Source organism: Streptomyces cyaneofuscatus (genome assembly GCF_000718135.1).
In the GTDB taxonomy this organism is placed as follows: Bacteria; Actinomycetota; Actinomycetes; order Streptomycetales; family Streptomycetaceae; genus Streptomyces; species Streptomyces cyaneofuscatus.
Genome location: NZ_JOEM01000002.1, coordinates 54,478 through 67,066 on the forward strand (window position 1 = coordinate 54,478; position 12,589 = coordinate 67,066).

General features: G+C 70.6%; 15 protein-coding genes and 2 pseudogenes. 12 read left to right on the top strand and 5 right to left on the bottom strand.

The window, feature by feature from the left end; all coding sequences use genetic code 11:
• Positions 1–18 precede the first annotated feature (18 nt).
• From IF17_RS0104105 to msrB, 4 genes are all read left to right on the top strand, one after another.
• The gene (locus IF17_RS0104105) at positions 19–807 is read left to right on the top strand and encodes a pyrimidine reductase family protein (protein WP_030562236.1); all 789 of its coding nucleotides are present in this window, start codon (positions 19–21) and stop codon (positions 805–807) included.
• Positions 808–1,024: 217 nt separating this feature from the next.
• Positions 1,025–1,477 carry a hypothetical protein gene (locus IF17_RS0104110; protein ID WP_030562238.1) on the top strand — a complete coding sequence of 151 codons (453 nt, stop codon included), beginning with the start codon at positions 1,025–1,027 and terminating at the stop codon, positions 1,475–1,477.
• Positions 1,478–1,543: 66 nt separating this feature from the next.
• Positions 1,544–2,944 carry a UDP-N-acetylmuramate--L-alanine ligase gene (murC, locus tag IF17_RS0104115; protein ID WP_030562240.1) on the top strand — a complete coding sequence of 467 codons (1,401 nt, stop codon included), beginning with the start codon at positions 1,544–1,546 and terminating at the stop codon, positions 2,942–2,944.
• Between the two features lie 50 nt (positions 2,945–2,994).
• On the top strand, positions 2,995–3,402 hold the full coding sequence (msrB, locus tag IF17_RS0104120; RefSeq protein ID WP_030562242.1) for a peptide-methionine (R)-S-oxide reductase MsrB: 408 nt from the start codon (positions 2,995–2,997) through the stop codon (positions 3,400–3,402).
• Between the two features lie 105 nt (positions 3,403–3,507).
• Here the strand turns inward: msrB and IF17_RS1000000139185 are convergent, their stop codons facing one another.
• Together IF17_RS1000000139185 and IF17_RS0104130 are read right to left on the bottom strand one after the other, a co-directional pair.
• Positions 3,508–3,654 (bottom strand): hypothetical protein, encoded by a 147-nt coding sequence (locus IF17_RS1000000139185; RefSeq protein ID WP_167344505.1) that lies wholly within the window; start codon positions 3,652–3,654, stop codon positions 3,508–3,510.
• An 88-nt stretch (positions 3,655–3,742) separates the two neighbouring features.
• Positions 3,743–4,213 carry a hypothetical protein gene (locus IF17_RS0104130; protein WP_030562244.1) on the bottom strand — a complete coding sequence of 157 codons (471 nt, stop codon included), beginning with the start codon at positions 4,211–4,213 and terminating at the stop codon, positions 3,743–3,745.
• A gap of 155 nt (positions 4,214–4,368) precedes the next feature.
• Between IF17_RS0104130 and IF17_RS0104135 the strand changes: the two genes are divergently transcribed.
• The 5 genes from IF17_RS0104135 to IF17_RS0104155 all read left to right on the top strand — a co-directional run bounded on the left by IF17_RS0104135 (position 4,369) and on the right by IF17_RS0104155 (position 9,939).
• Entirely contained in the window at positions 4,369–5,898 is a 1,530-nt protein-coding gene (locus IF17_RS0104135; protein ID WP_030562246.1) for a hypothetical protein, read from the top strand.
• Positions 5,899–5,982: 84 nt separating this feature from the next.
• A complete protein-coding gene (locus IF17_RS0104140; RefSeq protein WP_244890407.1) occupies positions 5,983–6,348 on the top strand; it encodes a hypothetical protein in 366 nt (121 codons plus the stop codon).
• Positions 6,349–6,465: 117 nt separating this feature from the next.
• The gene (locus IF17_RS0104145; protein ID WP_030562250.1) at positions 6,466–8,022 is read left to right on the top strand and encodes an alpha/beta hydrolase; all 1,557 of its coding nucleotides are present in this window, start codon (positions 6,466–6,468) and stop codon (positions 8,020–8,022) included.
• A 375-nt stretch (positions 8,023–8,397) separates the two neighbouring features.
• Entirely contained in the window at positions 8,398–9,006 is a 609-nt protein-coding gene (locus IF17_RS0104150) for a DsbA family protein (RefSeq protein WP_030562252.1), read from the top strand.
• A gap of 252 nt (positions 9,007–9,258) precedes the next feature.
• A complete protein-coding gene (locus IF17_RS0104155) occupies positions 9,259–9,939 on the top strand; it encodes a polysaccharide deacetylase family protein (RefSeq protein ID WP_244890415.1) in 681 nt (226 codons plus the stop codon).
• A gap of 36 nt (positions 9,940–9,975) precedes the next feature.
• Here the strand turns inward: IF17_RS0104155 and IF17_RS0104160 are convergent, their stop codons facing one another.
• Together IF17_RS0104160 and IF17_RS0104165 are read right to left on the bottom strand one after the other, a co-directional pair.
• Entirely contained in the window at positions 9,976–10,164 is a 189-nt protein-coding gene (locus IF17_RS0104160; protein ID WP_030562256.1) for a DUF397 domain-containing protein, read from the bottom strand.
• Positions 10,161–10,859 (bottom strand): annotated as a pseudogene (locus tag IF17_RS0104165) (DUF5753 domain-containing protein); the annotation flags it as partial. The pseudogene IF17_RS0104165 and the gene IF17_RS0104160, both read right to left, overlap by 4 nt.
• On the opposite strand from IF17_RS0104165, the pseudogene IF17_RS01000000136140 reads away from it, so the two are divergent.
• Positions 10,840–11,224 (top strand): annotated as a pseudogene (locus IF17_RS01000000136140) (ATP-binding protein). The pseudogenes IF17_RS0104165 and IF17_RS01000000136140 overlap by 20 nt on opposite strands.
• A gap of 18 nt (positions 11,225–11,242) precedes the next feature.
• Here the strand turns inward: IF17_RS01000000136140 and IF17_RS0104175 are convergent.
• Complete coding sequence (locus tag IF17_RS0104175) at positions 11,243–11,602, bottom strand: hypothetical protein (RefSeq protein WP_030562260.1); 360 nt, start codon at positions 11,600–11,602, stop codon at positions 11,243–11,245.
• 108 nt (positions 11,603–11,710) lie between these two features.
• On the opposite strand from IF17_RS0104175, the gene IF17_RS0104180 reads away from it, so the two are divergent.
• Both IF17_RS0104180 and IF17_RS0104185 read left to right on the top strand, forming a co-directional pair.
• Positions 11,711–12,034: an STAS domain-containing protein gene (locus IF17_RS0104180; RefSeq protein ID WP_078615784.1), complete on the top strand. Its 324-nt coding sequence runs from the start codon at positions 11,711–11,713 to the stop codon at positions 12,032–12,034.
• Positions 12,035–12,173: 139 nt separating this feature from the next.
• Positions 12,174–12,578 carry an ATP-binding protein gene (locus IF17_RS0104185; protein WP_106980147.1) on the top strand — a complete coding sequence of 135 codons (405 nt, stop codon included), beginning with the start codon at positions 12,174–12,176 and terminating at the stop codon, positions 12,576–12,578.
• Positions 12,579–12,589 lie beyond the last annotated feature (11 nt).

Consider the following 12,589-nt stretch of genomic DNA (forward strand, 5'->3'; position numbering starts at 1 on the left):
CGTGCCAGACTGCACCCCATGCGAAGCCTGTTCCCTGTGACGGACCTGACAACAACAGCCGCTGCCCCGGACCCCTCGGGGCTGCTCACGGACCGCGAGTGGAGCCTCGACGAGCTGGCCGACGCGTACGCCTACCCCACGACGGGCGCCCCCTGGCTGCGCGCCAACATGGTCTCCACCCTGGACGGGGCCGCCCAGCACGACGGCCGCTCGCAGCCCATCTCCTGCGCCGCCGACATGCGGATCTTCGGCACCCTGAGGGCCCTGGCCGACGTGGTGATCGCCGGAGCCGAGACCGTACGTCTGGAGGGGTACCGTCCGGCCCGCGCACGGGAGGCCTTCGCGGCGCGGCGGGCGGCGGCCGGGCAGGGCCCCGCGCCCGCCGTCGCGGTGGTGACCGGCACGCTGGACCTGGACTTCTCGCTGCCGCTGTTCACCGAGCCGCTGGTCCCGACCCTCGTGGTGACCGGTTCCGGGGCTCCCGCCGACCGGATCACGGCGGCCCGGAAGGCGGGCGCGGAGGTGGTGATCGCGGGCGAGGGCACCCGGGTCGACCCGGCGCGAGCGGTGCGGGAGCTGGCGGACCGGGGGCTGCGGCGGCAGCTGACCGAGGGCGGGCCCCGGCTGCTCGGCCAGTTCGTGGCGGCGAGGGCGCTGGACGAGCTCTGCCTGACGCTCTCCCCGATGCTCACGGCCGGGGACGCGCAGCGGATCGCGGGAGGCCCCGGGGTCGCCGTGCCGGAACGTTTCGCCTTGGCATCGCTGCTGGAGGAGGACGGGTTCCTCTTCGGTCGCTACCGACGGTAAGGAGCCGGGTGACCGGCGGTGGCGCGCGGGGGTCACCAGTGCGGGGACACTTAGCGGAATTACCCGTTCCGCTTAGCTTCGGCTGGGCACACTTACCTCTGCAGTCCCCGTGGAAGCACGGGGAAGGATGGTTTCAGCAAACGACCGTCGACGGCCGAGCCGGCTGTCGGCGAGACGCAGAAGCGGAAGGGCGCCTGTCGTGTTCACAAGCGTTTTGATGATCGAGAAGCCGCTCACTCCCGAGGACGTGGACTTCGTCACCACCCTCCACGGCGAGGAGCGGATCTCGTTCGTCGTTCTGTTGCAGCCGCGCGGCGACCAGGCCGATGTCCTGCTGCGCGCGATCGACGACGTGGCGATGGGGGAGCTCAGGGATGCCGTCCGCGAGGGCGAGGAACCGGAGGGCAAGGAGGCCCGCGAACCCGCCGAGATCGGCCTCGAATACTCGCTACGGGCCCTGCGCGAGGCGGGCGCCGAAGCGGTCGGGCAGGTGATCGAGGACCACCCCCTGGACAAACTGACGACCGTCGTCGAGGACGCGGGCGCGGATGAGGTCATCGTCCTGACCGCCCCGCACTATGTGGAGGAGTTCTTCCACCGCGACTGGGCCTCACGGGCCCGGCACAAGGTCGGCGTCCCGGTGCTCAAGCTCTTCGCGCACAGCGAATAGGCTGGAGCCGCGGTCCGGGTCGGCCCTCGGCCGCAGTCCGAACCCAGAACCTCTGAGGGAGCACAGATGGCACCCGGCATTCCCGCCGCCATGGAACGACCGCACTTCATCGGCATCGGCGGCGCCGGAATGTCGGGCATCGCGAAGATCCTCGCCCAGCGCGGAGCGAAGGTGGCGGGCAGCGACGCCAAGGAGTCCGCCACCGCCGAGTCGCTGCGGGCGCTGGGGGCGACCGTGCACATCGGGCACGAGGCCCGGCACCTGGCCGACGACGCCACCTGCGTGGTCGTCTCCAGCGCCATCCGCGCCGACAACCCGGAGCTGCTGCGCGCCGCCGAGCTGGCCATCCCGGTGGTCCACCGCTCCGACGCGCTGGCCTCCCTGATGAACGGCCTGCGGGCCATCGCGGTCGCCGGCACCCACGGCAAGACGACCACCACCTCCATGCTGGCCGTCGCCCTCTCCTCGCTGAGCCTGGCCCCCTCGTACGCCATCGGCGGCGACCTGGAGGGCCCCGGCACCAACGCCACGCACGGCGAAGGCGACATCTTCGTCGCTGAGGCGGACGAGAGCGACCGCAGCTTCCAGAAGTACGACCCCGAGGTCGCGATCGTCCTCAACGTGGAGCTGGACCACCACGCGAACTACGCCTCGATGGACGAGATCTACGACTCCTTCGAGACCTTCGTCGGCAAGGTCGTCCCCGGCGGCACCCTGGTCATCTCCGCCGACCAGCCCGGCGCGGTCGAGCTGACCCGCCGGGTCCGCGACCTCTCGGACCTCAAGGTCGTCACGTACGGCTCCGCCGAGGACGCCGACGTCCGCGTCCACAAGGTCACCCCGCGCGGCCTGACCAGCGAGGTCACGGTCCTCCTCAACGGCAAGTTCCTCACCTTCACCGTCTCGGTCCCCGGCGCCCACTACGCCCACAACGCGGTCGCCGCCCTCGCCGCCGGCGTCGCCCTCGGCATCCCCGCACACAACCTGGCCTCGGCCCTCGGTTCGTACACCGGGGTCAAGCGCCGCCTCCAGCTCAAGGGCGAGGCGGCGGGCGTGCAGGTCATCGACTCGTACGCGCACCACCCCACCGAGATGACCGCCGACCTGGAGGCCATGCGCGGCGCCGCTGCCGACGCCCGCATCCTGGTCGTCTTCCAGCCGCACCTGTTCTCCCGCACCCAGGAACTCGGCACCGAGATGGGCCAGGCCCTCGCGCTGGCCGACGCCTCCGTGGTCCTGGACATCTACCCGGCCCGCGAGGACCCGATCCCGGGCATCACCAGCGCCCTGATCATCGACGCGGCGAAGGCGGCGGGCGCCGAGGTCACCGCCGTCCACGACCAGGCGGACGTCCCCGCCGCCGTCGCGGGAATGGCGGGGCCCGGCGATCTCGTTCTCACCATGGGAGCGGGCGATGTCACCGACCTCGGCCCGCGCATCCTGGACCACCTGTCGAGCGCCCGGTAGCCGAGGGGCCACCGGAGCGAGCGACCACCTGTCGAGCTGAGGAGCGAGCCGTGCCGTACGACGTCGAGAAGCCGGACGAGCAGTGGCGGGCGGAGCTGTCCCCCGCCGAGTACCAGGTCCTGCGCCAGGCCGGCACCGAACCCGCCTTCCGCGGTGAGTACACCGACACCAAGACGGCGGGCGTCTACTCCTGCCGGGCCTGCGGGGCGGAGCTGTTCCGCTCCGACACCAAGTTCGAGTCGCACTGCGGCTGGCCGTCCTTCTACGACCCGAAGGACACGGACGCGGTCGAGCTGATCGAGGACCGCACGCACGGCATGGTCCGCACCGAGGTGCGCTGCGCCCGCTGCGGCTCGCACCTGGGCCATGTCTTCGAGGGCGAGGGCTACCCGACCCCCACGGACCAGCGCTACTGCATCAACTCGATCTCGCTGACCCTGGCACCGGACGAGAGCTGAGCCGGACGCCCACGAACAAGCCGATGCCCGCACAGGGATACCTGTGCGGGCATCGTCGGCTTACGCTTCCCGGCACCGCTCCGGCTGTCCGCCGAAGCGCCGGAGTCACCGGCGTCCGCGCAACCGTCCGAACAGGCTGCGGGCCTGGGCGCGCTTACGGGGGTCGGCCGCGGCGCGGCGGGCCGACTCGATGGTCCGTCGGCCCTGGGGGCTGCGGGTGAACTGGGTGAGGCGAGCGATCAGGCGGGACATGGTTCCTCCTTGAGGGGCCTGCCTCTCGCCTACCCCGTAAACGCCCGACCGCACGCTCACGGTGACGGGATGTTCACCGACGGGCGCCTCACCGCTGCTGGGAGTCCTCGGCCGCCTCCGACCGCAGCAGCGGGTGGATGACCCCGGGGAAGACCCGGGCCCGTACGACCTCCTCGGCCGACCCGCCCTGCACGACCGTCTCCGCCACACCCCAGGGCCGCCCGGCCAGGTGGATGGTCAGGGTGTACGAGGAGGAGCAGCCGGTGCACTCGTAGCGGTCGGCCCAGGTCTCGACCTCCGTGGTGGAGCCCGGGTAGCGCTTCACATGGCGGTGGAGGGCGTGGCAGTGGCCGCAGGTCTCGCCGGGCTCGCAGGTCCCGCCACACGGACAGGGCACGTCGAAGCTGTCGGCGGGGGTCCAGCGCTGCACGAGGACGGCCTGGCGGGTGGCGCCCATGTCCTTCATGGCCTTGAGGTTGCGGGCGGCCACGTTGTACGACTCGCCGGTGGCGGCCATCCGGTCGCGGATGACGTCCTTGCGTCCACGGTTGGTCGTCATGCCGGCTCCTCCTGGGGTTCACGCAGCCCGCCAGGAGGCCCACGAGTCAATCAGTACCTCTTTACGTTACCCGCCCGGCACCGACGCCCGGACCGGCCGGGCCCCGCGCCCGTAATTCGCGGGCCCACCGGCCCGGGTACCGGCAGGATGCGTCCGTGAACCCTGTTCTGCACGGTCTCGCCGCCAACCCGTCACTGCCGCCCGAGGCGGTCGACCGGCTGATCGCGCTCGCGGACGACGACCTCGCCGACCTCCTCGCCTGCCGTCCGGATCTCGGCCGGGACCAGGCGGTCGCACTGGTGGCGCGCGCCGAAGACAGCGCGGTGCGGCTCGCGTACGAGGGCCGGCTGACCGCCGCCGACATCGATCCCGTGGTACACCCGCAGGTGGCCCTGGCCCTGCTCGACCGACGAGCCGGCCGCCCGGAGTGGGCGCGCCTCTTCGCAGCGGATCCGGACGGGGAGCGGAGGGCGAAGCTGGCCGCCTGCCCCGGGCTCCCGCCCGATGTGGTGGAGCGGCTCGCCGCGGACCCGGACGTCCACGTGGTCGCCGAGCTGGCGTGGTGGGCCACTTTGGACGTGGCCGCCCGGCTCGCCGGGCACCCCTACGCCGAGGTCCGACGTGCGGTGGCGGCCAACGAGGCGACACCTGCGGGCACACTCGCGGCACTGATCACCGGCGCAGGACTGCCTCCCGCGCTCCACTGCCTGGTCTGCGACCGCGAGGAGATTCCGTTCACCCACGATCCGCACTGCCCGAGGCCCGACTGCGATCTGCTCCCGGGCGCCCCGTGCGACGGCTCCCACGAGTCCGTCACCCACGACACAGGGCTGGCTGCCCTTCAGAACCCGGCCACCCCGACCGGGGCAGCCGTCCACTTCGCCGAACACCCCTCCCTCCTGCTGCGCCGAGCCTTGGCCGCCCGTCCGGACCTGCCGCCGGCGGTGTGCCGACGGCTCGCCGCGGACCCTGTCCCCGGTGTACGGGCAGACCTCGCCGCGAACCCCGCGATCGACGACGACCTGATCCGCGTACTGGCCCGGGACCGCGACCCCGACGTGCGCCGCGGCCTCGCGTACCACCCCCGCGTCCCCCTGGATGTGCTCGCGCACCTGGCCGGCACGACGAAGACCGGCGAAACCCTGCTGCCGCGGATCGCCTCCGCCTCCGCCACCGAGACCGGGGAACTGGCCCGGTCGCCCCACCCGGCCGTACGGATGCTCGTGGCCCGGCGGCGCGACCTTCCGGCCGGTGTACGCGACGCGTTGGCGGCCGACCCCGATGCGAAAGTGGTCAAGTCCATCGCCCCGCACCCGGGCCTCTCCGCAGCTCAGTTGCGCTCCATGGCCGACCGGCACGGCATCCGGGTCCTCGCCCAGGTCGCCGCCAACCCGGACGCGCCGCCGGAGCTGCTGGAGGAACTGGCCCTGCACGATCCGCCGACGCGGAAGGCGCTCCGGGAGATCGCCCGGCACCGCCGCGCGACGGCTCCGGCGTTGCTCGCCTGCTTGGAGAACGGACGAGCGAGGCCCGTCGCTGCTCGGCACCCCGCCCTCCCGCCACCGGTCATCGTGGGCCTGCTCGACGACTCCGACCCCCAGGTGGCGGAAGCGGCAGCCGCCAATCCGTCGTTGCCGCCGCAGGTGATGCTGGAGCTGGTGCCGCAGAGGCGCGTGCTCGGCTGAGGAGGTGCTCGGCCGTGGGGTCGCCTCCTGAAGGGGCGTCTCCGACCTCCGTATGCGATGGATCGGGAGAAGGGCGTCAGGCTGATGTTCGCGCACCCCAGCGGCGACTACGCGATCACCGAGACGTACTCCGTACCTGACGATGCCTGGTACCTGGAACTGGACCTCGTCCGGGATCGAGGAACCCACGTGACCGCGATCGTCCCCGACGAGGACCCGGCGCGCGAACCGACGGTCTGTTTCGATTCCCGAGGGCCGCATCTGGACACTCCGTACGAGGTCATGCGGTGGTTCATGGACCGGGTGGACGCCGAGATCCGGACGTCCCGCGCCTGGATGAGGCTGCGGCCCGAACTGGTGGCGGTCATTCACGACCCGCGCCAGGAGCACATGGGCGCCATCGACGACACCGACTTCCCGCACGTCCTCGCGGCCAAGGTGCCTCGCTGAAATTGCGTATCCGAACTCTCTTGTTTCGTAAGGCCGTTAGCCTGTCCGGCGATCCTGCGGTCCGTCCCTCCGGACCACTGAGCGCCAACCACCATCCCAGCGAACGAAGGCACTCCATTGCTCCTGAGACGAAGAGCGACCTCCAAGATCGCCTTGGGCATCGCCGCGTTACTCGCCCCCACGCTCCTCGGCACCACAGCCACGGCTGCGCCTGCGACCGGTCCCGGTTCGTCGGTGGCCGCCCCGGCCACCTCCTCATTGACCTGGCAGGGCTGTGGCGGTGACATCCCCGCCACCGTCGAGTGCGCGACCCTCAAGGTGCCCCTCGACCACCGCAAGCCGGGTGGCAAGAGGATCGACGTGTCGCTGTCGCGGATCAAGGCCGCCGACCCGGCCGAGCGCCGCGGTGTCCTGTTCTTCAACCCGGGCGGCCCCAGCAGTTCCGGGCTCTTCTACCCCCTGGCGCTCAGCGGTCTTCTGCCGCAGTCCGTCAAGGACCGGTATGACCTGATCGGTTTCGATCCGCGCGGGGTCGGCGCCAGCAGTCCGCTCGCCTGTGGCACGACCACCGCCGACGAACGGCTGACGTACCGGCCTTACAAGGACGCGACGTTCGCCAAGGACGTCGCCTGGGCGCGCGACATCGCGGACCGGTGCCGGAACCGCAACAAGGAAACGCTCCGGCACATCACCACCCGCAACACGGCACGCGACATGGACCTCATCCGCGCGGCCCTCGGGGAACGGAGAATCTCCTACTTCGGCCTGTCGTACGGGACCTATCTCGGCTCTGTGTACACCCAGTTGTTCCCCCGACGGGTCGACCGGTTCGTCCTGGACAGCGCGGTCGACCCCCAGCGGGTCTGGAGGGGCATGGGGCAGGCCTGGGCGGAACAGGCCGAGACCGCGTTCGACCGGTGGACGGACTGGACCGCTCGCCATTCGGCACGGTACGGACTCGGTGACACGCCCGCCGAGGTCGAGGGGCTGTTCTGGGACATCGTGGCGCGTGCCGACCGGGAGCCGCTCGACCTCGGCGGGACCAGGTTCGACGGTGCCGAGGTCCGCGAGTACATACGCTGGGAGATCACCCACCCGTCCGTCGCCGCCAGGACCCTGGGGCTGCTTCGGGACGCCGCCGCGGGCAAGCCCGTCCCGGCCTTCCCGACCTTCGTGCCGACCGACAACGAGCTGGCGAGTTACCTCGCGATCGTGTGCGGTGACACCCGCTGGCCCACTGCCCCGGCCGTCTACCGAGCCGACTCCCGGCGCGACAGCGTCCGCTACCCCCTGTACGGCGACTCCGTCTCGAACATCCTTCCGTGCGCGTACTGGGACCGCCCGATCGAAACGGCCACCAAGATCGACAACAAGGTGCCCGCACTCATCGTCCAGAACGAATGGGACTCGCAGACCCCCCTGGTCACCGCACTCGGCCTGCGCCGGGCGCTGAAGGGCTCCCGGCTCGTCACCGTGGACGAGGGGCAGGGCCACGGCGTGTACTCGCTCGGCATCAGCGCATGCGCCGACGATGTCGCCACGCGCTATCTGACCACCGGCAGGCTTCCGGCCCGGGACGTCACCTGCGCGGCCGACCCGCTCCCCGCCGACTCCCGTTCCGCCTCGCCGAGCCCCGCCACGGCACCGGCCCGCCTCCCCTTCTCCGGCCGCTGAGCCCCGGCAGAGGTATCCCCTGGTAGAAGGCAGCCGAAGATCTTGCTGTGGGGCTGTCCGGCCTGAGACCGGACAGCCCCGTCTTCGTCAGCGGACCGCCCGCGACCTCATGAGCCGGGGGCACCACCGGGCCGGCGACCCGCGTTGCCGCCGGGATTTCAGCAGAGGGCCGCACGCTGTCACCCGGGGGAGTGGCTTACGGGCGTACGGCCTCGTCAGGACTCCTGGGCCGAGTGCCTTCCTGACACGATCGGTGGCGATTCCTGTCCGGGCGCATCACGCGAACCTGTCGGTCGTGGGCAGTCCACCGAGAAGGGGGCCGCGCCGCCGCCTTCGTCCGGGAAACACGTTCGCCCAGCCATCCGAAAGGCGACCATGACGTCATCGAGTACCTCCGCACCGGCCAACACCACCGGCCCCGGCGGCACCACCCTCGTCTACGGCAAGGGCTCCGGGGCACAGCCCGGCCACACCCTGCGGGTCTATGCCGATCTGCGCTGCCCCTTCTGCAAACGCATGGAGCGAGGTCTCGGCCCGGTCATGGAGAAGCTGGCCGAGGAGGGTCGCGTCACCCTCGAGTATCAGTTCGCCACGTTCATCGACGACGCAGCCGGCGGCACCGGGTCGCTGTGTGCGCTGAGCGCCGTGGGAGCGGCGTCCGACGCGGGCGCGGCGACCGCCCTGCGCTACATCCGCTCCCTGTTCGCCTCCCAACCCGCCGAGGACGACGATGCCTTCGCCGACACCGGCGTCCTGTTGCGCCTGGCCGAGGAGGTCGACGGACTGCGCGGTCCCGACTTCGACCGCAAGGTGACCGAGGGCTTCTACATCCCCTGGGCCCGCCGTGTCTCGACGGCCTTCGAGACCAGTGGTGTCACCGGCACGCCCACCGTGCTCTTCGACGGCCGCCCCGTCACCGCCATCAACCCCATGGGCTACGCGGTGACCCCCGAGGCGTTCCTCGCCGAGCTGGACCTGGACTGACGCACCTGCCGGGTTCTGTCGGGATCCGTACGCGGCCTGCCCGCGTTTGCCGGATCCTTCCGTGGGACAGGACTGTCCTGCGCAACGTGTGCGACGTCCGGCTGCAGCCATACCCAGGGCGGATATGGGTGAGTGAGCCGCCTGCTTCGTGCCGCCCCGGTGCCTTGCTGGTTCACCAGTCCACCCCTGGAGAGGATCCCCCGTATGAGAAACCGATACAGAACGCGCATATGGTTCAGCGCGGCTGTGGCGATGCTGATGACGTCGTTCGCGTTACCACCGGCGGTCGCGCAGGCGGCGTCCTCCGGGAGCCGTTGTTCCGGCGGTTACGTGGCCATGACTTTCGACGACGGTCCGACGGACCTCACGGCCGAGTACCTGAAGGCGCTGCGTGATGCCGGACGCGTCAGGGCGACGTTCTTCGTGACCGGCACACTGGCCGATGGGCAGCGCGCCGGGACACGGCGGATCGTCGCAGAGGGCCATCAGGTCGGCAACCACTCCTACACCCACGCGAATCTCGTGGAGCTCGACGCGACCACCGCATTCGCTGAGCTGCGCGACACCAGCCGCGTCATCCGATCCCGGACGGGGCGTGCGCCCACGCTGTTCCGGCCGCCCTTCGGGAGCACCGACGCACGGACCCGGCGGGATGCGGCCCAACTGGGGATGACCGAGGTGATCTGGACGGCCGACACCGTCGACTGGAGCGGGATCCCCACCGAAACGATCGTGGCGAACGCGCTCACCGTGAAGCCGGGCGGCATCATCTTGATGCATGAGGGTCTGCGGACGACCCTCGCGGCCATCCCGAAGATCATCCAAGGGCTCGCGGAGCGGGACCTGTGCGCGGGCCGGATCGTGTACTCACCCACACCGGTCCAGGCATGGCCGGGCCTGACCTTCAACGCCAAGGCAGCGCCCTGGCGTTGACGCCCGGGCGCCGGCAACGTGCGAGCCGCCCGGGGCTCAGCCCTGGGCGGCGTACGCGAGGAAGCGCGTCCAGGTGGTCGGGGTGAGAGCGAGCTGCGGGCTCTCCTCGATCTTGGAGTCGCGGACGTGGACGGTGCAGGGGCAGGCGGCGACCTCGACGCAGGAGTCGCCGGAGCCGCTGCTGTAGCTGCTCTTGAACCAGGCCAGGTCTGTGGTGGTGCTCATCTCGCTCCTCGCATACGCCGCGTCAGGCTCTTGGAGTCGTCCAACGAGAGATCCTGTGAACGCATACCGGCACACCACATCTGGAGTGCGCTGATCACTTTGGGGTCGGAGATGAACTGTCCGTGCTCCTGTCCCTCCAAGTAGCCCAACCACTGGTGGTCCGGTGTCTCCAGCATTTGCACAGGTCCGTCCAGCCCCGCGTGGTGATGCCGTACCAGCGGCATGATCTGGATGTCCACATTGCGCAGCTCGGACAGTTTGAGGATGTGGTCGATCAGCTCCCTGGTGTCCTCCTCGCCGCCCAACTGCCGCAGGAACAGGTGCTCTTCCAGGATGAAGGTGAACGCAGTGTTGGGGCGGTTGCGCAGGAGTTCCTGACGCTCCAGTCGGGCCGCGAGCTGCGCCTTGATCTGTTCGTCGCCGAGCGGCGGCAACTGGTCCGTGAACAGCCTCCGCGCGTACGCCGGCGTCTGCAACAGCCCCGGAATCAACCGGCACTCGTACCTGTACAGGCTCAGCGCCCCCAACTCCAGCAACGCCCACTGCCGGAACCAGCTCGCCAGCCCCTTCCGTCGCGTCAGATGCTTCGCTGCCGCCAGAATCACGCCGAACGCGTCGAGAACGCTGTCCGCGCGCTCCGCGAAGTCCGGCGGCGGGAGGCGGCGGCCCTGTTCGATGCTCGCCCGCCGCGTCGGCCTCTACCGGCTGCACACCTGGGGCATCCCGTACCTCAGTGACGCCTCGGAGTCGGCGGCCCTGATCATCGGGGAGCTGACGGCCAACGCCGTGACCCATGGGCGGATCCCCGGGCGCGACTTCGCGCTGTGCCTGACGCACACGCCCGGCGACCGGGAGATCCTCGGGGGTGCTGCGGATCGAGGTGTCCGACACCCGAAGCGAGTGTCGGCCGCCGGGGCCCGGCGAGATCGCCGCACCGGCCGACGGTGACGACAGCGGGCGCGGGTTGCTGATCGTGGACGCGCTGGCGGACCGCTGGGCGGTCATCGACCGTGAGCCCCCGGGCAAGACGGTCCGTGCGGAACTGGACCTGTTGTACTGACCACCGCCCCCAGGGGCGTCAGTGGTCGGAGTAGCTGAAGTCGCCCATGGTCCAGGCGCTGACGTCCTCGATCGCCACGCGATACATCCCGCCCGTCTCCGGGATCCCCACCGAGCCTTGCAGGATCCGCGCCACATGGAAGTGCAGATGCGTGGGCTGCCCCTCCTTGCGCGCCGTGGCGCTGAAGGCGGCGGCGAACGCGCTCAGCTGGGCGGAGTCCGCCAGGACCTCCGAGACCCGCTGCCGCCAGACGGCCTCGGGGGCCAGCCGGCCGGTGATGACCGCGCCTCCCGCGACCACGGTCAGTGACATCTGGTTGCTGTGCCCGGACTCCACCAGGGCGGCGACAGCAACAAGCAACTCGTCAGGCTTCGACATGAAACCCGATTCTAGTCGGCGGCTGAGGCCGTCGGCCCTGCGGTGCGGCCGGCTTCGGTGGCGGGGGCAGTTCTTGGAGCCGGTAGCCGGTGTTGCGATAATCAGGGGATGACTGCCCATGACTCCAGAGGTCCCGAATCAGGGCCGCTGCCGGTGATCGCCCCGCGCGGTGAGTTCGACCTGGACTCGCTGGCGCCTCTGAAGGCACAGATCGATGCCGCTGTCGCCGTGCACGGCGGAGTGGTGCTGGACGCCGGCGGCATCACGTTCGCCGACTCCTCCTTCCTCGGCCTGCTCCTGGCCACCCACCAGCACGCCGACCTTCGTATCGCGGCCCCGTCCTCCACCGTGGTCCGGTTGTTCAGCGTGGTGGGCGCCGACACGGTTCTGTGTGTCCACCCGACCGTCCAGGACGCCCTCTCCGCCGCCTGACCCTGCCGGAGCAGGAGCCGCCTGCTCGCCCACACCGGATGGAACTCTGAAAGTATGCGTGTCGTGTGACGTCCGAGTCGGCCGAGGAGAGGCGCCTGTGAGCGACACCGACGTCATACGGGGCAGTGCCTCGTACGAGATGGTTCGGGGTGAGATCGCGCGGGTCCGTGACTTCGTGCGGGAGTTCCTCACGGGTGCGCGGACCGTTCGCGGCTGGGCCGTCTCCGCACGGGCGATGGACGTAGCGCAGTTGGTGGTCAGCGAGCTGGCCACGAATGTCTGCAAGTACGCACCGGGGCCGTGCCGGGTGGACCTGGAAACGGACGGCGCCACGCTGAGCATCGTGATGTGGGACTCCGGCGCGGTCCTCCCGGTGGCCTCGGCCGCCGACCCCACCCGCATCGGGCAGCACGGCCTGGAACTCGTCCTCATGGTCTGCCGGAGCTTCGAGGTACGCCGCGAAACCGTGGGTAAAAGCCTCCGTGCTCAGATAGCGCTCTCCGACAGCCGGGACGACGCTTCCTTCAGCCGGACCGCCGGCTAGTCCCTCCGGCC